15 protein-coding genes are annotated in these 20,126 nt (G+C 64.0%); 10 read left to right on the forward strand and 5 right to left on the reverse strand.

The window, feature by feature from the left end; translation table 11 throughout:
- Positions 1 to 92 precede the first annotated feature (92 nt).
- The 7 genes from BAUR9175_RS08470 (at position 93) to BAUR9175_RS08500 (ending at position 8,994) form a co-directional block, all read left to right on the forward strand.
- A complete protein-coding gene (locus BAUR9175_RS08470; protein WP_101583513.1) occupies positions 93 to 2,450 on the forward strand; it encodes a helix-turn-helix transcriptional regulator in 2,358 nt (785 codons plus the stop codon).
- A 151-nt stretch (positions 2,451 to 2,601) separates the two neighbouring features.
- Positions 2,602 to 3,519 carry a GTP pyrophosphokinase gene (locus BAUR9175_RS08475; protein ID WP_101583516.1) on the forward strand — a complete coding sequence of 306 codons (918 nt, stop codon included), beginning with the start codon at positions 2,602 to 2,604 and terminating at the stop codon, positions 3,517 to 3,519.
- 57 nt (positions 3,520 to 3,576) lie between these two features.
- Positions 3,577 to 4,455, forward strand: coding sequence for a DUF5926 family protein (locus BAUR9175_RS08480; RefSeq protein WP_009881840.1), 879 nt, complete (start codon positions 3,577 to 3,579; stop codon positions 4,453 to 4,455).
- A gap of 75 nt (positions 4,456 to 4,530) precedes the next feature.
- Positions 4,531 to 5,340 carry a glycosyltransferase family 2 protein gene (locus BAUR9175_RS08485; RefSeq protein ID WP_009881841.1) on the forward strand — a complete coding sequence of 270 codons (810 nt, stop codon included), beginning with the start codon at positions 4,531 to 4,533 and terminating at the stop codon, positions 5,338 to 5,340.
- On the forward strand, positions 5,337 to 6,275 hold the full coding sequence (gene pheA / locus BAUR9175_RS08490; protein WP_069601049.1) for a prephenate dehydratase: 939 nt from the start codon (positions 5,337 to 5,339) through the stop codon (positions 6,273 to 6,275). Before BAUR9175_RS08485 ends, pheA begins: the two co-directional genes overlap by 4 nt.
- A gap of 119 nt (positions 6,276 to 6,394) precedes the next feature.
- Positions 6,395 to 8,179, forward strand: a complete 1,785-nt coding sequence (locus BAUR9175_RS08495; RefSeq protein WP_101557157.1) for an FAD-binding dehydrogenase — start codon at positions 6,395 to 6,397, stop codon at positions 8,177 to 8,179.
- Between the two features lie 5 nt (positions 8,180 to 8,184).
- On the forward strand, positions 8,185 to 8,994 hold the full coding sequence (locus BAUR9175_RS08500; RefSeq protein WP_029416606.1) for an SDR family oxidoreductase: 810 nt from the start codon (positions 8,185 to 8,187) through the stop codon (positions 8,992 to 8,994).
- A 43-nt stretch (positions 8,995 to 9,037) separates the two neighbouring features.
- Here the strand turns inward: BAUR9175_RS08500 and BAUR9175_RS08505 are convergent, their stop codons facing one another.
- Together BAUR9175_RS08505 and BAUR9175_RS08510 are read right to left on the reverse strand one after the other, a co-directional pair.
- Positions 9,038 to 9,970: an NAD-dependent epimerase/dehydratase family protein gene (locus BAUR9175_RS08505; RefSeq protein WP_009881845.1), complete on the reverse strand. Its 933-nt coding sequence runs from the start codon at positions 9,968 to 9,970 to the stop codon at positions 9,038 to 9,040.
- Between the two features lie 77 nt (positions 9,971 to 10,047).
- Positions 10,048 to 10,827, reverse strand: a complete 780-nt coding sequence (locus BAUR9175_RS08510) for an enoyl-CoA hydratase (RefSeq protein WP_096168293.1) — start codon at positions 10,825 to 10,827, stop codon at positions 10,048 to 10,050.
- A gap of 158 nt (positions 10,828 to 10,985) precedes the next feature.
- Between BAUR9175_RS08510 and BAUR9175_RS08515 the strand changes: the two genes are divergently transcribed.
- Both BAUR9175_RS08515 and clpB read left to right on the forward strand, forming a co-directional pair.
- Positions 10,986 to 12,563 carry a Na+/H+ antiporter gene (locus tag BAUR9175_RS08515; RefSeq protein ID WP_226830096.1) on the forward strand — a complete coding sequence of 526 codons (1,578 nt, stop codon included), beginning with the start codon at positions 10,986 to 10,988 and terminating at the stop codon, positions 12,561 to 12,563.
- Positions 12,564 to 12,729: 166 nt separating this feature from the next.
- The gene (gene clpB, locus BAUR9175_RS08520; protein ID WP_101583517.1) at positions 12,730 to 15,330 is read left to right on the forward strand and encodes an ATP-dependent chaperone ClpB; all 2,601 of its coding nucleotides are present in this window, start codon (positions 12,730 to 12,732) and stop codon (positions 15,328 to 15,330) included.
- A gap of 153 nt (positions 15,331 to 15,483) precedes the next feature.
- Here the strand turns inward: clpB and BAUR9175_RS08525 are convergent, their stop codons facing one another.
- From BAUR9175_RS08525 to BAUR9175_RS08535, 3 genes are all read right to left on the reverse strand, one after another.
- Entirely contained in the window at positions 15,484 to 16,593 is a 1,110-nt protein-coding gene (locus tag BAUR9175_RS08525; protein ID WP_009881849.1) for an HTTM domain-containing protein, read from the reverse strand.
- Positions 16,583 to 17,374: a DUF5819 family protein gene (locus BAUR9175_RS08530; protein ID WP_009882333.1), complete on the reverse strand. Its 792-nt coding sequence runs from the start codon at positions 17,372 to 17,374 to the stop codon at positions 16,583 to 16,585. The genes BAUR9175_RS08525 and BAUR9175_RS08530 overlap by 11 nt, the downstream gene beginning before the upstream one ends.
- Before the next feature lie 263 nt (positions 17,375 to 17,637).
- Positions 17,638 to 18,813, reverse strand: coding sequence for a CaiB/BaiF CoA transferase family protein (locus tag BAUR9175_RS08535; RefSeq protein ID WP_009882332.1), 1,176 nt, complete (start codon positions 18,811 to 18,813; stop codon positions 17,638 to 17,640).
- Positions 18,814 to 19,022: 209 nt separating this feature from the next.
- Between BAUR9175_RS08535 and BAUR9175_RS08540 the strand changes: the two genes are divergently transcribed.
- Positions 19,023 to 20,045 (forward strand): agmatine deiminase family protein, encoded by a 1,023-nt coding sequence (locus BAUR9175_RS08540; protein WP_205676960.1) that lies wholly within the window; start codon positions 19,023 to 19,025, stop codon positions 20,043 to 20,045.
- Positions 20,046 to 20,126 lie beyond the last annotated feature (81 nt).

Consider the following 20,126-nt stretch of genomic DNA (forward strand, 5'->3'; position numbering starts at 1 on the left):
GTAACCGGAATTCTCTCAAAGAGATCAGATAGATTACTTAATGGTAGTCAATCCCCAAATCCCCATATCCCCACTGCCAGAGGTCCCCACCCATGCATGATTCCGCTGACCAGGGCGCTCCCGTTCCCCCGACGGACCGCTCAGCCGGTGCAGGCGTCTTTCCCGGCGAGCGCTCGACGACAGCTCACGCATTCGCGACTCGCCTCGCCGATTTCGCGCCCGAGCTGCCCGAACCAGTGTGGAAGAGTCTGTTTTTGCAGACATCTGGCCATATCTTGGCAGGCCAAGCCGTTCTGCAGGGCGCCGACTCGATGGGCCATGACCTCTCGACAGTCGATGCCGACCACTACTCGGATCTGCCATCCGCCGAGGTTCTGACTCAGATCAGAAGCCAGGCCCCGGACAGTCCCGAGCTGAGGTTTGCCCATCTGCTCTCATTCGTACGCGACATCAACGCCGACACTCTGGCCATCGCCGCCGGAGCAATGCGCTACTTGGGGTCGTTTGCCGTCCCCATCGACCCAGAAGGCGGCGACACCTTCGACATCGCTGACCTGAGCGCACATCTGCTCGAGGACGGATTGCTGTTCCCATCGCTGGAAGACACCGGTCAATACACGATTCCGCCGGTCATGAGAGCGATCCTGAGGCGGCTCTACGACGACCGGGATCGGCACAGCGAATCGCGGTCGCGACGCGCACTTGGTGGCAGCGCCGCGGAATGGCTGAAGGCGCCAGCCTCCTATCATTCGGAGGGCTTCGATGAGGCACTCCTGCAGGTCGCGGAGGCCGGAGAGTGGAGCGCACTGACAGATCTCTGGGCGAACCGCGGCCATGCACTCATGGTCGATCATTTCGACGCGACTCTCGAGGCCTTCTCGAAGGTCCCCGAGGCGCAGACTCAGAACTCGGCGGTATTGGCCGAGGCGAAGGGCGACTGCCTGCAAGCAGGTGAGGCCAGACGGCGCCTTCGCGTCAGCGACGCCCTCACCGTTCTCGGCCAGGTCGACTTCGAGCACTCGGCGGTCCCGACGCTCGACTCGCAGCTGGAACGGATCAAGGACGGTGACTTCACCGTCGATGACATCCTGATCATGGCCATCGCATCGATGCGGCGCCAGAAGGTGCTCGGCCAGTCGGACCAGGGTCTGCAAGTGGCCCGGACGGCCCAGGAGCTCATCAACGACAGCCGACACTTCCAGTCAGCATCGAGCCGACTCTGCGAAGCACGATTCCACCTCGAATATGGGATCACCACCATGTTCGTCGGCGATCTCACGGGCAGTGTCCAACTGCTGCGCCGGTCGATCATCATCACAGAGCTCGCCTCTGCGTCCTCTCCTTATCTCCTGCTCCCCGCACATGCCTACAGTGCCCTGGCGTACGCGATGCTCGGAAACGGGCCATCGAGTGACGCGCACCTGCGTCACTTCGACGAGCTCAGGGAGCAAACTCGCTTCAACAACCCCCACACGCTCACCGCCTATTCCTTGGCTCGCATGATTCGCGCCATGGACGGCCTGGACCTCGACGCAGCAAGCCGGTACTCGGCGCGCCTGACTGACCCCTCACTAGGTCATCACTCGTGGCTCGGAGTCGTTCAGTACAGATCGCTATTAGGCATTCTGCGCAGCGATGTCGGGATCGAGGGCAAGCGCCTGGAGCAGATCATCGACACCAACCGATCGTCCCTGCCGGCCGACGGACTCCTGCTCCACTCACTCCAGCTCATGCTGGTCTCCCTCCACCTGGCTCAGGGCCAGACCCATCTCGCCCAGAATGTCCTGCTCGACGCCGAGACCGAATCGCCGTACATCATCCTGGCCAGAGCTCAACTCCATCTGACCATCGGTGAACACGGGACCGCGGCGCACCTGGCGAACAGAGTGCTGTCTCAGAAGTCACTCGACCTGCACGCCAGGGCCTCGGCACGTGCGATTCAGGCTGCCAGCTTGTTGGGCAAAGGAGAACTGGCAGAGTCAGACTCCGCGTTCGTCGACGCACTCGAGTACTGCAGGATCGCAGCCAGCCTCATTCCCGTGGCGCTGGTTCCCAAGTCTCTGCGCGATCAGTTGATCGCGCGCAGCTCCAGCGCTGCCGAGTGGGACCTGATCGCTCCGGTCTTCGCGAGCGAATCCAACGCCACCGACGGCGCCATCGGCGGACCGGGCGATCGCGGTGCCGGGGAACGGCTCCGGCAGCGGCTGCTGGATCTTGGGGAGACACTTCGCATCCGCGCCGGTCACACACTGCTCAGCCCCTCGCAGAGACAGCTCCTGGCGCTGCTGGACACCCAGTCCTCGGTGTCCGCAATCGCCGCTGAGCTCAGCCTCGTCGAAGGAACTGTGAAGAACAAGCTGTCGAATCTCTACGCGCGCCTCGGCGTCCGCAATCGCAGAGATGCGCTGGCCCGCGGCTACGAATACGGGTACCTTCCCACCGAGCGCTGAGTCTGCGGCGCGCATCGCAGGACCCCTGAACAGTCCCCGGAGGCTCCCGTGATGACCTCCCGGAGGAAAGCTCGTCTCATTCGCGCGTAAAGCATGGACATCCACCCCGTCTTCTGGTGAAGTTGAATCAGGAGCTAGGAAGGTGACGAGGATGTCAGCAACAGTCCGCGAACTGGTCGACGAAGCCTACGACAGGCGCGAGTCGACATGGAGGGCCGCCCTGGAGACGGTCAACGATTGGGTCGAGGCCGCATGCTCGGGCTCCGCGCTGCTGTCAGGCGATCGAGTCACCGTCGGCCGCGGACGGATCAAGGACCGACTCCGAGCCGGGGAGAAGCTGCGCCGCAAACTCGCCGACGCCAATGACGAGATCCATGAGGCCGTCGAGGTTGAGAACCAGGTCATCGATGTTGTCGGTGCCCGGGCGGTGTGCCGCACCGAGCGGGAACAGACCGCGCTGTGGGATCTGCTCACCGACAGCAATGACAGTTCGAACCTCTCCATCGCCGAGGTGCGGGACTATTCCGCCCAGCCCAAGCCCTCCGGTTATTGCGGACGCCATCTCATCATCGAAGTTCCCTTCGACGCCGAACCCTCAGTGCTCGTCGAGCTCCAGCTGCGCACGATCATGCAGGATGCGTGGTGTGTGCTCGCCGAGGAGCATCTGTTCAAACCCGGTCAGGCACTGAAATCAGATGCCCAGCAGGAGCGGCTCTCCGTCGTCCTCTCCGGGCTCCTGGCTCAGGCCGATGTGGTTGCCGCCTATATCGCCGATGATGTCAGTGCCTACCTGGGAATGGGCAACGCCTCACCGCCTCGGACGGTGACGAATGTCGATGCTGCAGCGGAGGTCCCCTCGATCGAGGTCACCATCCGCGAGCTCAATCATTCCTATGTCCTCGCCGCCGACGAGGTCGGTCGGCACGGGATCATCCGCCTGGAGAACCTGGGACTGACGCCGGAGAATCCCGAACACTCGGCGTTCCCGAACCCGGGTGACAAACTGCAGGTGACGATGGACGAGTCGAACACCACGCGCTACTTCATCCCGGTCGCCGGGCAGCACTGAATCGCCCCGGCGAACGGGATGCATTCCGATTCGCCAGACCGTCTAGACTTGTCTTCCATGGGTAAGAAGTCGAAGCGTTCCAAAGAAGATGTCATTGCCAAGCGTCTGGCACGTGCAGAGGCCACGGCCTTCGTTGCACGTCCGTTCGAGGGGCTGCCGTTCGAGGCGGACCTCATCTGCCTGCGTGAGCTGGTGCCGGCGGCGACCGCCTCGGCGAAGCTGAAAGCGGAGTTCGGTGGTCAGGAGATCACCATCACCTCCCTGCTGCCCGCAGCATGGCAGGCCTGGCACCGTGAAGACGGTGAAATCTTGGCCGGCATGCAGGTGCCTGTGTCCTCGACCGATGCTTCTCGCGATGTCGCCCACGGCATCCTGGCCGCAGTCGATGCGGAGCCGGGTACCACCGTCGAGGCGACCACCGAGCCAGGTCAGGGTCCACGTCTGCAGGACATCCTCGACACCGACCACCCGTTCGACATCCGCGTCCTCGAGACTTTCGAGTACTGGAAGCTGCCCGAGGCCGAGACGGACTCCGATGTTGCTGCGGCGCTCGAACAGGCCAACGACTCCATCTCCCCCACGGAGAAGCTCGCCTCGGTGAAGTCCGCCTACTGGACCGAGATGTCGGGCCGCACCTACGTCCGTTGGGCACGCCCCGAGGGTGAGGACGCGATCGTCGACGCTCTCGCGAGCCTGCAGGTCGAAGGGCTCAACGACCTGGGCGGTCCGGGAACCTTCCTGGGGTATTTCCGTGCCCATGGAATCATCGTGCCCGTCTGGGAACTCGAATTCGGCACACAGGTCGACGACATCGAGGAGCCCATCGCGGAGTTCGGCAAGCGCCTCGATACGACCATGAACTCGGGCGAGTCTCTGTCTACCGAGGCACGCCGTGCACGTTCAGGCATCGTCGCTCGTCAGCTGACCATCCACTGAGTTCCGTCGCCACGACCACCGGCGAGCGTCGACGCGCACTCGCCGGTGCGTGAGGCGGACAGGAGAAGAGTTTCCATGTCCGAACAGTCGAACACCCCAGTTCCGTCTTCGGAGACGGCACCCCGCGCGATCGCCGCCGTCATCCCCGCGATGGACGAAGCCGACCGGATCGCAGCGACCGTGAGAAGCGCCAAGCAGATCCCCGGAGTCGACATCATCATGGTCGTCGATGACGGTTCGAGTGATGACACCGGCGTCCGCGCCCGCAGGGCCGGCGCCGAGGTGGTCACCCACAGGAAGAACAAGGGCAAGGCTGCGGCCATGATGACCGGCGCGTTTGCGATCAGGAATCGTGAGATCTCCGACTCGGATCCCAACCAGCGCCCGAATCACCGCGCCCTCCTCTTCATCGACGGCGACTTGGAAGATTCAGCCCTCAACACGGCCCCGCTCGCCGCACCTGTCCTCGCTGGTGAGGCCGATATGACGATCGCGATCCTGCCCGCACAGAAACGCAAGGGCGGTGGGTTCGGCTTCGTCGTCGGTCTCGCGAAGAAGGGCATCGCCGAACTCAGCGGATTCGACGCGACCCAGCCCCTGTCGGGAATGCGCTGCCTGAGCCGCGAGGCCTTCGACACGGCACTGCCCTTCGCCGCCGGCTGGGGCGTCGAAACGGCCATGACCATCGATGTCGTCAATGCCGGCCTGCGCGTCGAAGAGGTCGAATGCGACCTCCACCACCGGGTCACGGGCAAGGACCTCAATGCACAGCTGCACCGTGCCGCCCAATACCGCGACGTCGCCCGAGCGATCCTCGTGCGCAGACTCCGGGCCAAGAAGCAGAACGGCACCTCGCCGAGTACCGAGAAGGAGACTACGCAGTGAGCGCAGAGCGCTACGCCTACCTGGGCCCCGAAGCCACATTCACCGAGGCCGCACTGCTGCAGTACCTCGACTCCCACGGCCTGCGCTCGAACGCATCGACCCAGCCCATGCGCAACGGGGCCGCGGCTCTCGAGGCCGTCCTCGACGGTGACTGCCTGGCTGCGGTCGTGCCGATCGAGAACTCCATCGAAGGCGGCGTGCCGGCCACGATCGATGCCCTGACCGATCATGGTCAGCTGCAGATCATCGCCGAGGTGGTCGTGCCCGTGCGCTTCGTCCTGGCGGTGAAGCCGGGGACCGATCCCAGCACGCTGACCTCGTTCGGTTCCCACCCGCATGGCGAGGCGCAGGTGCGGACGTTCATGGCTGCGAACTTCCCCGATGCCGTCTACCTGCCGACCTCGTCGACGGCCGCGGCCGCACGAGATCTGGCTAACGATGCCGCCGACCATGTGGCGGCCGTGTGTCCGGCCTTGGCGGCTGAACGCTACGGGCTTGAGGTTCTGGCCAATGACATCGGAGAACGTCAGGATGCCGAGACCCGGTTCGTCGTCGTCACTCGCCCCGGTGCTATTCCCGCACCGACTGGATCCGACAAGACCACCATCGTGGCCTCGCTGCGCTCCGATCGTGCGGGTGCGCTGTTGGAGATGCTCGAGCAGTTCTCCAGCCGCGGGGTGAACATGTCACGCATCGAATCCCGACCCACCGGTGACGGACTCGGGCTCTACCAGTTCTCGATCGACCTGCTGGGACACGTGCACGAGGCCCGGATGGCCGATGCGCTGCAGGGAGTCCACCGTGTGACCAGGAGTCTGAGGTTCCTCGGCAGCTACCCCAGTGCGGTGGAGACCGGTGTGCCACTCGACCCGACAACCACGGACGATTCGTTCTCCGCCGCCGCTGCTTGGCTCGATTCGACGCTGGGCCGCTGAGACACGACTGCAAGCCCTGCGAACAGTAGGCAGACACCGCGGACAGTAGACAGACTCTGCGGCCAGTAGTCTGAGTATGCACGGGTCGCCAGACCCACATTTCGACGAAGGAGTCGCCCATGGGAAACACCTCTCCGACCGCCGCCCCTCACCCGAATGAGGCTTATGACGCCATCGTCGTCGGGGCAGGCCTCGCGGGACTCGTCGCCGCCCATGAACTCAGCCTCGCCGGGAAGCGAGTGCTCATCCTCGACCAGGAGAACCGGGCCAACCTCGGCGGTCAGGCCTTCTGGTCCCTCGGTGGACTCTTCCTCGTCGACTCCCCTGAGCAGCGCCGACTCGGCGTCCACGACTCCCTCGACCTGGCGCGCCAGGATTGGGCCACCTCGGCGGGCTTCGACCGGGAAGACGATCATTGGCCACGGCAGTGGGCCGAGGCGTATCTCGAGTTCGCCGCCGGAGACAAACGTCGCTACCTCCATGACCTGGGGCTGCGCCTGACACCGATCGTCGGCTGGGCAGAGCGAGGCGGGTCGGGTGCCTCCGAGCACGGCAACTCCGTGCCGAGGTTCCACCTCACCTGGGGCACCGGCCCCGAGGTGGTCCGGGTCTTCCGCGAGCCCGTGGAGCGGGCAGAAACGGCAGGCCTCGTGACCATGGGGTTTCGGCATCGTGTCGATGAGCTCATCGTCGACAATGGCGGCAGCGGCAGCGGCAGCGGGGATGGTGCCTCGGTCGTCGGGGTTCGCGGGCGGAGACTGGCCCCCAGCCACACCGGCCGCGGGGTCGAGTCGAATCGCGAGGAGCTCGATGGTTTCGAGCTGCGTGCCCCTGCGGTCATCGTCACCAGCGGCGGCATCGGCCACAACTTCGAACTCATGCGCAAGTTCTGGCCGGCCGAACGCCTCGGCGAGTTCCCGCAGACGATGCTGGCCGGAGTCCCTGCCCATGTTGACGGGCGCATGCTGGCCATCGCCGAGGAGGCGGGTGCGAGCCTGATCAATCGGGATCGGATCTGGGCCTATACCGAGGGCATCGAAAACTGGAACCCCGTGTGGCCGAACCACGGGATCCGCATCATTCCAGGACCCTCGTCACTGTGGTTCGACGCCGAAGGCAACCGGTTCCCAGCACCGAACTACCCCGGGTTCGACACCAACCGGACCATGAAGACCATTCTCTCGACCGGTCACGACTACTCGTGGTTCGTGCTCAATGAGTCGATCATCCGCAAGGAGTTCGCGCTCTCGGGTTCGGAGCAGAATCCCGACATCACGAAGAAGGACTGGCGCCTGACCTTGGATCGCGCCCGGTCCTCCGATGCTCCCGGCCCGGTCGAAGCCTTCAAAAAGTTCGGTTCCGACTTCGTCGTCGCCGACACCACCGAGGAGCTGGTCGCCGGGATGAACGAGCGCTCCCGCGGTCCCGTCATCGATCATGACCACCTCGTCGACCAGATCATCGAACGTGACCGGCAGATGGACCATTCGTTCTCGAAGGACGCGCAGGTCCAAGCCATCCACAATGCCAGGAACTACCTCGGCGACAAGATCGTGCGGGTCCAGAAACCGCACAAGATCCTCGACCCGGCCCACGGTCCGCTCATCGCTGTGCGGCTGAGTCTGCTCTCCCGCAAGACCCTGGGTGGGCTGGAGACGAACCTCGACGCCCAGGTCATCGGAGCAGACGGCACACCGATTACCGGACTCTATGCGGCCGGCGAGGTCACGGGATTCGGCGGCGGAGGGATGCACGGCTACAACGCACTTGAGGGAACCTTCCTGGGCGGGTGCATCTTCTCCGGGATGCGTGCCGGACGTGCCGTGGTGGGAACTGCCGGGGCTGTTGCCGGTGGGGCCGGCGCTGAGTCCGGGGTATCCGACGTCGATCAAGTGGGGCAGTGATCAGCATGAACTCGGAACTCACGGTGTTAGTCACCGGTGGCACTTCCGGCATCGGTGCCGCGCTGGTGAGGAAGTTGGCAGACCGTGGCTGCACGGTGCTGACCACGAGTCGGGACCCCGAGCGGATTCCGCAGTCCGAGCGGATCCCCGGGGTGCGCTATCTTCAATTGGACCTCGCCGATCTCGACAGCGTCGAGTCACTGGGCGCCGAGCTTGGCACCGTCGACGTCCTCGTCAACAATGCCGGCGAGAGCCAGTCGGGTCCCTTCGAGGAGCTGCCCTCCGATGCCATCGACCGCCTGTTTCACACCAATGTCTTCGGGCCGGTGCGTCTGAGTCAGCTCGTCCTGCCCGGTATGCGCGAGCGTGGTCGCGGCCGGATCATCATGGTCGGGTCCATGCTCGCCAGCTTCCCCCTGGCCCACCGCAGCTCCTATGTCGCCTCCAAGGCAGCCCTGCGCGGATTCACCACGGCCGCACGCCAGGAGCTCTCGCCATTCGGAGTCTGGCTCAGTGTCGTCGAACCCGGGTCTATCGCCACCGGGATCGGCAACCGGCGGACGAAGTACCTCTCTCCCGGTTCTGTCTACACCGAGGATGTGAGAACGATGCTTGAGCACCTCGATGACAATGAACGAGGCGGGATCTCGGCCGAGACCGTGGCCACGACCATCGTCACGGCCATCGAGGCGGCCAGGCCTCGCGAATTCTATGCCGTAGGGAGCAGGGCACCGCTGCCGTTCCTGCTCAAACGGGTGCTCCCGCGCGCGGTGATGTCACGGATCGTCGCGGCCCAGCACGGGCTCAAACGATGAGTTCCGCGATCTTGCGCCGCTGAGTGGCTGACTGCCTGAACGGCTACTGGAACCGTGAGGGCAGAAGGAACTGCGTGGTGGAGATTCCGAGCACTCGCTGCTGACGAGTCAGGTTGTACGTGCGATCGTGCTGAAGGTACTCGACGAGGAACAGCTCCGCCCGGTTGCCCCGCTTGAAGAACGTCTTGATCTTCAGGCCCAGTTTCGCGGCGAAGAGCGCCTTGTCCTTCGCGATCGCATCGATGACGACAGGCTCATACTCCATGCGCGCGAAGTGGGTGGAGACGGCGTCTTTGAGCTTGTACGGAGTCGGATCGCCGATGTTGAACGGGCCCGAAGCCGAGGGCACGTCGACGCAGGCGATGGCCGCTCGCACCAGGTTGTCGATGTGGGTCAGGGTTATCTTCTGCCGACCGCCGCCGGGAAGTCGCAGGACTCCCTTCTTCGCCACTTGGCTGAGATAGGGCATGAGCATCGTCTCGCCGGGTCCGTAGACCGCGGCGGGCCGGAGGATGGCCGCATCGGGACGGATCCGCATCACCAGCTGCTCGGCCAGAGCATGCGTCCTCGAGTAGGCGTCGTGGAAGTCGTTGGGATCTTTGGGTCCGGCCTCTTCCCACAGGTCCGCATGGGGTGCGTTCGTGGAATAGACGGTGGTGGAGGAGATGTGCACGATTCGCGCCTTCGCGAATGCGTCGAGCACGTTCCTCGTCCCCGTGACCTTGACGTTGTAGAGCTCATCGTCATCAGCATTGACGGCCGCGATTCCGGCGCAGTGGAAGACCGCCGTGGCCTTCGACGCCAGGGACTTCACCGCTTCCGACGCAGGTTCGGTCAGGTCCCACGCCTGGAAATTCACACCCGGAATCTCGGGATCGCGTCGACCCAAGGCATAGACCGTCTCATCCCTGTTCGCCAGGGCACGGGCGATGGCGCCACCGATGAAGCCGCTGGCTCCGGTCACGATTACCGCCACGTCTGATCCTCCATCATCATCTGAAGCATCTCATCCGGTCCATCCGAATGAGCACACTGTCATAGGAAATCACACTGTCAGTCCCGATGCTGCCACTGAGGCTCTCTTCTGGTGAGAAAAGCGTCGATCCCCTCCTGCGCATCGGCTGCGACGGCGTTGTGCGCCATCACCTCCGACATGTGCTCATAGGCCTCTGCCAGAGGCAGATCGCGCTGTTCGTAGAACGCTGCTTTGCCTATTGCCACTGTAGCTGACGAGGCTGACGCGACCTTCCGCGCCAATTCCAGGGTCGAGGCCTCCAGCTCGTCATCGGCGACGACATCGGATACCAGACCGAACGACAGTGCGTCATCTGCGCTGAGGAAGTCCCCGGTCAGCAGCATCCGCATCGCCGTCTTCGCCGGCACCGCCCGGGTCAGGGCCACCATCGGTGTGGAGCAGAACAGGCCGATCTTCACCCCTGGGGTGGCGAACCGAGCCGACGCTGCTGCGACCGCCAGGTCGCAGCTGGCGACGAGCTGGCACCCGGCGGCGGTCGCCACGCCCTGGACCTGTGCGATGACCGGCTGCGGGATCGATTGGATCAGCTGCATGAGTTCGGAGCAGAGTGCGAAGGTCTCCTGCTGCGATTCCAGCTTCGCCCCGCTGATCTCCTTGAGATCATGCCCGGAGCTGAAGACGTGACCTGCGGTGGACAGGATCACGGCACGGACATCGGTGCGCTGACCCACCTCGGCGAGGGTGTCGATGAGACCCTTCATCACCGAGCGCGACAGCGCGTTCCGAGTCTGAGGCTCGTTGATCGAAATCGTCGCGACTGCGTCCTTTTCCAGGGAGAATACAATTGAGTCAGACATAAGGGTATTCTGCCAAAATATCGTTGGTCCGGCGCGGAAACCTGATGTGGATCTCTTTCCGAATCCTTACCAGGCGCCCCCTCATGGAGACGATGTTTCCTGACATCGATGCCGTTGTACCGGTGTGCATTCATGCCACCCATATCGAGGAGACGAGCATGACGACTCTGCTGATGATCATCGGATTCGGTGCCGCAACCAGCGTGGTCGTGGGCATGGGCCAGAAGCTGCGCCTCCCCTGGCCGGCTCTCATGGTCATCATCGGCATCGCCGGCGCGTTCATTCCCACGTTCGCCGAGATCACCATCGAACCCGATCTCATTCTGCCTCTGTTCCTGCCACCCCTCCTGTTCGCCGCCGCGCAGAAGACCTCGTGGGCTCTCTTCGCCATCCGCTGGCGCACGATCCTGGGCATGGCGGTCGCTCTCGTCGGGGTGACGGTGGCGGCAGTGGCCGGAACTGCGGTCCTCCTCATCCCCGGGATCACGATCGCGGCGGCGGTGGCCCTCGGCGCCATGCTCGCCCCGCCTGACCCCGTCGCCGTCGATGCGGTCGCGGGAACTGTCTCGATACCTCGGCGGATCATGTCGACCCTGCAGAGTGAAGGGCTGTTCAACGATGCCGCCTCCCTCGTCATCTTCCAGACGGCGATGGCGGCAGCCATGTCCGGCACCGAGGTGGACTTCGGTCAGCTGGCCCTGTCCTTCCTCATCTCCGCGGTCATCGCCATCACCGTCGGCCTCGTCGTCGTGTTCATCGTGTGGTGGGTGATGGAGAAGATCGACCATACGATCGCCCGCTCCTCGCTCATGCTCATGCTGCCCTTCGGCGTCTACCTCATCGCCGAACATTTCCATGCCAGCGGAGTCATCGCCGTCGTCGTGGCCGCGCTCGAGGTGCGCAGGCGCGACGTCGAAGGCAACTCGGCGGAACGTGTCACCCAGGCCTCGACGTGGCAGGTCCTGGAAATGCTCATCACCGGAATCGCCTTCGGCCTCATCGGCCTCGATCTGCGCATGGTCGTCGAGTCCGAGCACGCCGACCTGGGAAAGGCCGTCCTCGTGGGGTTGGGCATCGCGCTCATCGTCATCGCCGTGCGGTTCGGCTGGCTGCTCATCGGAACCGTGCTGGAGAACAAGCGCAGGGAGGAGGACCCGGATGCCGCACCGCTGAACATCAGGGATGCCACGCTCATGACCTGGGGCGGCATGCGCGGTTTGGCCACGATCGCACTGGCCCTGTCGATTCCGGCGACCACAGACACCGGCGAACCCTTCCCCGGCCGTTCCTACATCCTCGTCGCAGCCGCGGTGATCCTGCTCGTGACGCTGGTGCTCGCCGGCCTCACCTTCCCCACCATCGTCAACGTCCTAGGCATCGACGACGAGGCGGAGAAGGAACGCCAGGCGACGAAGGAGATCGCGGCCCGGGCCTACAAAGCCGCCCTCCACCAGATCAAGAACGACCCGCCTCTGCCCGACGAGGTGGCCGACCCTCTGCGCGCCCGCTTCAAGGGCCTCTATGCGCAGCTGCTGGGAACCACTGACGACCAGGCCAGCTCTGAACAGGCGACGACGCTGAAGGAGAACCGCGAGGTCATGGCCAAGGTGCAGACCCGGGCGCTGCAGTCGGCCCGCACGGAAGTGCTCAAGGCCCGGCGCGAACGCGGCACCGATCCGGAGGTCGCCGACAGGGTGCTGCGCCGATTCGACCTCCAATCCGTGCTTCTGAGGTGAGCTGCTGCGTCGAGTCACTCCCCGCGGTGCGCCTGCGTGATATGCTCCCCGCGAGGAGGCGGATTCTCGGGTTTTTCTAAAGTTGAGTGGAATAGACTCAACTTTGTTGGTGTTGAACTCTTCGAGAGCAATTACTGTTCACGGAACACTTGTGAAGGAGATGCGCATGGACGCACAGATGACAACCAAATCACGCGAGACGCTGCAGTCCGCGATCAATGACGTCGTGGCCAGGAGGAACAACCAGGTCGAGCCCGCCCACGTGGTCGCGGCGCTGCTTGATCAGCCCGACTCACTGGCCTCGAACCTGGTGACCAAGGTCGGCGCCGACCCCCGGACCGTGCTCGCCGCTGTCCGTTCGACCATCGACGGCTTCCCCACCGTCAGCGGGCAGACCGTCGCCCAGCCGGGACTCTCGCGCTCCGGACTCGAGATGATGAATCTCGCGCAGGAGGAGATGACGAGCCTCGGCGATCAGTTCGTGTCGACCGAGCACCTGCTGCTCGCGGCAGCCGCAGGCAAGGACGGGGCAGGCGAAGCCCTTCGAGCCAACGGCGCCGGACGCGATGCACTGCTGGCCGCCCTGCCCGAGCTGCGCGGAGGCAAGAAGGTCACCTCGGAAAATCCCGAGGACACGATGCAGTCGCTGGAGAAGTACGGCGTCGACCTCACCGCCACCGCCCGCGAGGCCAAACTCGACCCGGTCATCGGCCGCGACAAGGAGATCCGACGGGTCATCCAGGTTCTCTCCCGGAGGACGAAGAACAACCCTGTCCTCATCGGCGAACCAGGTGTCGGCAAGACCGCCGTCGTCGAGGGACTGGCTCAGCGGATCGTGGCCGGAGACGTGCCCGAATCCCTGCGCAACAAGACCCTGATCAGCCTGGACCTGTCCGCGATGGTCGCCGGAGCGAAGTACCGCGGCGAATTCGAGGAGCGGTTCAAGGCCGTCCTCGAAGAGATCAAGAACGCCGATGGTCAGATCATCACGTTCATCGATGAGCTCCACACCGTCGTCGGAGCCGGAGCCACCGGTGACTCGGCGATGGATGCCGGCAACATGCTCAAACCGATGCTCGCCCGCGGTGAACTGCGCCTCGTCGGCGCAACCACCCTCGACGAGTACCGGGAGAACATCGAGAAGGACCCTGCCCTGGAACGCAGGTTCCAGCAGGTCTACGTCGGTGAGCCCAGCGTCGAGGACACGGTCGCGATTCTGCGTGGCCTCAAGGAACGCTACGAGGCCCACCACAAGGTCTCGATCAACGACGGCGCCCTGATCGCCGCGGCCACCATGTCCAATCGCTACATCACCGGGCGTCAGCTGCCGGATAAGGCCATCGACCTCGTCGACGAGGCCGCGTCCCGACTGCGCATGGAGATCGACTCGGCTCCGGTCGAGATCGATGAGCTCCGCCGCGCGGTGGATCGGCTGAAGATGGAGGACATGGCCCTGTCCAAGGAAACGGACACGGCTTCGATCGAACGCCTCGGCGCTCTGCGGGCCGATCTTGCCGATCGGGAAGAGGAGCTGCACGGCCTCGAGGCCACCTGGGAATCCCAGCGGGCCGGACTCAATCGTGTCGGTGAGCTGAAGACGAAGCTCGATGAGCTGCGTTCCCAGGCGGACAAGGCCCAGCGCGACACGGACCTGGAGACCGCCTCACGTCTGCTCTACGGGGAGATCCCCGCGGTGCAGAAGGAGATCGATATCGCCGAGGCGGAGGAGGCCAACGCTGAGACCGAGACTGATCCGATGGTCAGTGATCGGGTCTCGAGCAATGACATCGCCGAGGTGGTCTCGTCGTGGACCGGCATCCCCGCGGGACGCCTGCTCCAGGGTGAGATCGAGAAGCTGCTGGGCGCCGAGGATGTGCTGGGCAGACGTCTCATCGGTCAGAAGAACGCTGTCACCGCGGTCTCGGATGCGATCCGGCGCTCGCGTGCCGGCATCGCCGACCCGGACCGTCCGACGGGCTCTTTCCTGTTCCTCGGCCCCACGGGCGTGGGCAAGACGGAGCTGGCGAAGTCTCTCGCGGACTTCCTCTTCGACGATGAGAAGGCCCTGATCCGCATCGATATGAGCGAGTACGGGGAGAAGCACACCGTGTCCCGTCTCGTCGGTGCCCCTCCGGGCTACGTGGGCTATGACGAGGGCGGTCAGCTCACCGAGGCTGTGCGCCGTCGCCCCTACTCCGTCGTCCTCCTCGATGAGGTGGAGAAGGCTCACCCGAGCGTCTTCGACATATTGCTGCAGGTCCTCGACGACGGCCGCCTCACCGACGGTCAGGGCCATACGGTCGACTTCCGGAACACGATCCTCATCCTGACGTCGAACCTCGGTTCGCAGTTCCTCGTCGACAGGTCCCTGAGCACGCAGGAGCAGAAGGACGCGGTGCTCGGCGTCGTGCATTCGACGTTCAAGCCCGAGTTCCTCAACCGCCTCGACGACATCGTCCTCTTCGATGCACTGAGCACCGAGGAGCTGTCCTCGATCGTCGACCTGCAGATCCAGCGTCTGGCGTCTCGCCTGACCGAACGGCGGATCACGCTTGAGGTCACGGATGCCGCCGAGGACTGGCTCGCGCTCGAGGGCTACGATCCCGCGTTCGGTGCCCGACCGCTGCGCAGGCTGGTCCAGCGCGAGATCGGTGACAAGCTGGCCCGCGCGCTGCTCTCCGGCGACGTGGCCGACGGAGACGACATCGTCATCGGCCTGCCCGAGGACCCGGAGTCCACCGGGCTGGAGCTGCGCCCCAAGCGGTGACGCGCCGCGTAGTCGGTGATGCGCCGCGTAGCGCTGGCGCCGCGTAGGCGAGCAGTGAGGGCCCCATCGACGTTTCAGAGCTCTGCTTCAAAGTCGAGCTCTCAAACTTCGATGGGGCCCTTCCGCTGTGTCCGCGAAGCGACGCTTAAGAGGTCAGCGCGAGGACTTCGCTTTCGCCCGTTCCATGCCGTCGCTCGTCGACTTCCACCAGCGACTCACCAGCTTGTGGAGCTTTTCGAAGCTGCGGTCGCGGATGAAGATGGCGTCGACGGCGATCATCGTCAGCGAGAACCAGGGCAGTCCCATCAGCAGGGCGATGCCCAAGTGGAAGGACAGAATGCCCAGGAGGCCGATGATTCGCGTGTACCTGTTGAAGAGCATGAACGGGAACGCGCACTGGAACAGCACCGAACCCCAGGAGATGGCCACGACCATCGGCCCCCAGGCGGTGAGCAGGTCAGAGAGCACCGGCCAGGTACCGAACTGCTGAGTCTGCAGCGGGTTGTACACCGCAAATCCGTGCTGCCAGGCGGCACCGCCTGCCTTGTAGAGACCACCCGACATGTAGATCGCACAGACCTGGAAGGCCAGCACGACGATCGCCAAGTTGTTGGCCATGATGAGGACCCAGCGATAACTGCCGCCATCGGTGTCGGGGAACTCCGGGTTCTGCTTTCTCTTGCGTTTGGCGTCCAATGACCATCGGCGAGTGGTGTCGGCGAAGAGCATCGCGATCATGAACATGCGATACGCGTTGTCACCCTGATCCCCGGCACCGTCGTTGAGCTCGATGAAGCTGACCCACAGGACGAGGTAGAAGGGCAGGACGATGCGTGTCCGCCATCCCAGGACGATGACGACGGCGAGGATCGCCAGACCGATCATCATGATGGTGAACAAGGCAGGGTTGGTCACTGCGCGGTGGAAGAGGGAGAACAGCCAGATGTTGGGGAAGTCGCTCTTGGGTTCGGCGATCTCACCGTTCCAGGCGCTGCCCACGCCGAAGGTGTAGTGCCGGGCGTTGAAGTTCGTCAGCAGAATGCCGAGCCCGGTCAGGCCGATGAGGATACGGGTCACCGCGAGACCATAAGTGGCGTGGTAACGCCCGGTGAGCATTTCCTCCAGCCAGTTCCACCCGCGTGAAATGCTGCCTAGGACGCGTGAGGCGAGCGGAATGTTCTCATTCGAATCCGCCTGCGTCTGCGCTTGTGAGTCCACTTCGGGTTCGTCACCCTTGACCTTGGTGTTCCTGTCACTGCTCATCTGCACACCTCACTTCATCGGAGGCACAGAAGTACTTCGCGAACTCCTCATCAGACTGGTGTGGTTCGCTCACCAGTGCTCGCCACCCGACCGGAACCGGCTGGATGTTCGGTCGTTCGGCATCATCGTCATTGCGCTGCGCGAACGGGACGACGTTCTGCCGAGCCGCCTGGTACTGGACGCGCTGGACGTCCTCGCCCCAGATCGCCTTGGCCACCTGTGTCGCATACGCCGTGGCCAGGTGCTCGCTCTCGAGATATCCGCCCACAGCACCATCGGGGTCCTCGTACTCCTTCAACTTCGTCGTCAGTCGGTCGACCGAGTCATCACCCTTGAAGTAGTCGAGCTTGACGATTGCCTTCTGATCATTGGGCAGGTCCTCCCACGATCCCTTGATATCGGAGGCTACTCCGATGCCCAGGCCGGCCGAGCGCGGCGGGAAGGGCCTGTAGGTCGAATGGTCGAGTTCGACATCGGTGGCTCGCACCCAGTCGGTGACCTCTTCGCCGCCGCCGTCGGTCTTGACGACCGCGCGGACGTCGAAGTAGTAGTCGCCGTTGATCGGCTCAGGAGCGAATACGCTCCATGACTGACCCCACAGGGGAATCATGTACTCCGAGAGCAGGTTCCCGGGGATCACCTGTCGCGCCGTCGACGACGGGGCGATCCAGAGGAAGCTTGCGAGCAGGTGGAACGCGGTCAGCAGCATGGCCACAACCATCAGTACGCGTTTGACGACCGGCCTCCCGGCGGCCTTCGTCTCAGTCTTGTCTGTGTCCATCTCAGTCCTGGATTATGGGCGCCACTTCGCGAAATCCGCCTTGACCAGAAGTGGACTGCTCAGGATCTCCCCAGTGACTAGGGTGCTTTCATACAGACTCTAGGGTACGTCAGTGAATCCGGAAGTTCAGCCCGAACAACCCAGGTGTTCTACGAACCCACCCTGTTCCCACGCCTGCCGCAGCCAGAGTTCATGCGCCCAGGGTCATGACTAGTGCCATGACGTCGACCATGACTCTGGTCGTGACGGTGAAGTGACTGCCCTCATCGTTGACCGCGCAGCCATTCCTTGACCGCGTCGGTGCTCTCCCCCAAGGTCGGCGGCGCAAGATCGTAGCTGGCCGGAGTCTCTGACAGACGGATCGGATTGGCCACCGTCGGGATCACGCGATCCCCGGCACCCGCCTCGGCGACGGGCTCAAGTCCCAGCGACGATGCCAGCTCAACACCCTGGGCGATCGTGTTGATCGGGGCGCACGGCAGACCTGCCGCGGAGAGGATGTCGAACCATTCCTGGTTCGTCTTCTCACTCAGTGCGGCGATGAGCTCGGGTTCGAGTTCTCCACGATTCTCGTTGCGGTCGGAGAAGTTCGCGAAGCGTTCATCCTCGGCCCACTCGGGGTGGCCGAGCACGGAGGCCAATGATCTGAACTGGTTGTCATTGCCTACGGCGATGATGATCTGCCCTTCGGCAGTGGGCATCGGCTGGTAGGGGTAGAGGCTCGGGTGGGCGTTGCCCATGGCCTGCGGAACGACGCCACCGGCAACGTACGCCGAGGTCTGGTTCGCCAGTCCCGACAGCGCCGAGGACAGCAGGTTCGTCTCAACCAGCTGCCCCTGACCGGTGTCCTTGCGGTGGGCCAATGCGGCCAGGATCCCGACCGTGGTGTGCAGACCGGTGAACACGTCGACGACGGCGACACCGGCCTTGACCGGGCCCGACTCCTGGGATCCGGTCACGCTCATGAAACCCGACAGCCCCTGGATGAGCAGATCGTAGCCGGGCTGCGGGTTGTCGCGCCCGAACCCGGTCACCGAAGCGTAGATGATGCCTGGATTCTCGGCCTTGACGGTCTCGTAGTCGAGCCCGTACTTGGCCAAACCACCGGCCTTGAAATTCTCCACCAGAATATCCGCCCGCCGGGCCAGTTCCTGTGCCAGCCCCAGGTCGTCTTCGTCCTTGAAGTCGAGGACCACGGAATGCTTGTTCCGGTTCGCCGTGAGGAAGTACGTCGCATCGTCCCCGCGCCGAGGTGGCGCCCAGTGCCGAGTGTCATCACCGGTCCTGCCCTCGACCTTGATGACCGTGGCCCCGAGGTCCGCGAGCATCATCGTCGCGTAGGGCCCCGCGAGCACTCGTGAGAAGTCAGCGACGACCACGCCCGACAACGGGCCCGTGCCCGAGCGAGAGAAGAGTTCCTGCAGATCCTGCTGTTCCACGTACTGCCTCCCATGGCGAGTTCGAACCCTGTCATCCAGGAATCCTGTCATTCACGTCAGACTATACGGACCCGCCCCTCACCGCCCGAGGTGGTGCCTACATCGCCCAGAGTGGTGCGAAATCCGTTGACCCCCAGGAGCCGAATCTCGCTACACTCGGGACAAGCCACGCTTCCTCAGACTCGAAGGGATGAACGATGACGTTTCACATGCCCGCGGAAACAGCCGCCCATGACCGCATCTGGATGGCATTCCCATCCTCTGGATACGCCTTGGGCGATACCGAAGATGAGGCAGAGGCCGCCCGCCGCACCTGGGCCGCCGTGGCCCGTGCCACCAGCGAGTTCACGCCGGTGACTGTGGTGGTGTCAACGTCGCAGACAGACCATGCCCACCGCCACCTCGGCGAGGGGATCAGCCATCCGATCACCGTCGTCAACGCAGAACTCGATGATGCGTGGATGCGTGACATCGGTCCCAGCTTCGTCGTCGACGACAACGGTAAGCTGCACGCCGTGGACTGGGTCTTCAACGGCTGGGGCGCTCAGGAATGGGCGACATGGGATCACGATCAGCACATCGGCCGCTTCGTTGCGAACCAGGCCGGCGTCCCGATCCTGGACTCCCAGCTGCGCAATGAGGGCGGTGGCTTCCACGTCGACGGGCAGGGCACGGTGCTGGCCACGCGCAGCGTGCAGCTGGATCCGGGCCGCAACCCCGACCTGACCGAGGCCGATGTGGAGGCCGAATTCGCCCGCACCATCGGGGCGAAGAAGGTCATTTGGCTCGACCACGGTCTCTACCGCGACAATCAGACCTTCGGCACGCGCGGCCACGTCGACATCGTCGCGGCCATGCCCAGCCCTGGTGTCGTCCTCATCCACGATCAGCGCAATCCCGAACACCCGGACTTCGAGTTCTCTCAGTCGCTCAAGACCCAGTTCAGGGCCGAGACCACAGCGGAGGGCCAGCCCTTCGAGGTCGTAGCGATCCCGGCGCCCGAGGTGCTGCGCGATGACGAGGGGTGGGTCGACTACTCCTACGTCAACCATCTCGTCACCAATGACGGGGTCATCGCCTGCACCTTCGACGATCCGATGGACGCCGAGGCGGTGTCCGTGCTTGAGCAGGTGTACCCGGGCCGCAAGGTCGTCGGCGTCGACGCTCGCGAACTCTATGCTCGCGGCGGAGGAATCCACTGCATCACCCAGCAGCAGGCCACAGTGAGCTGAACGCCGCTGAACTGTGTGCTTTCTACAAACCTGAGACGATATTCTTTCACGAGGGAACCATCTGCAGTATAAGGTGGTGAA

This window comes from Brevibacterium aurantiacum (genome assembly GCF_900169065.1).
GTDB lineage: Bacteria > Actinomycetota > Actinomycetes > Actinomycetales > Brevibacteriaceae > Brevibacterium > Brevibacterium aurantiacum.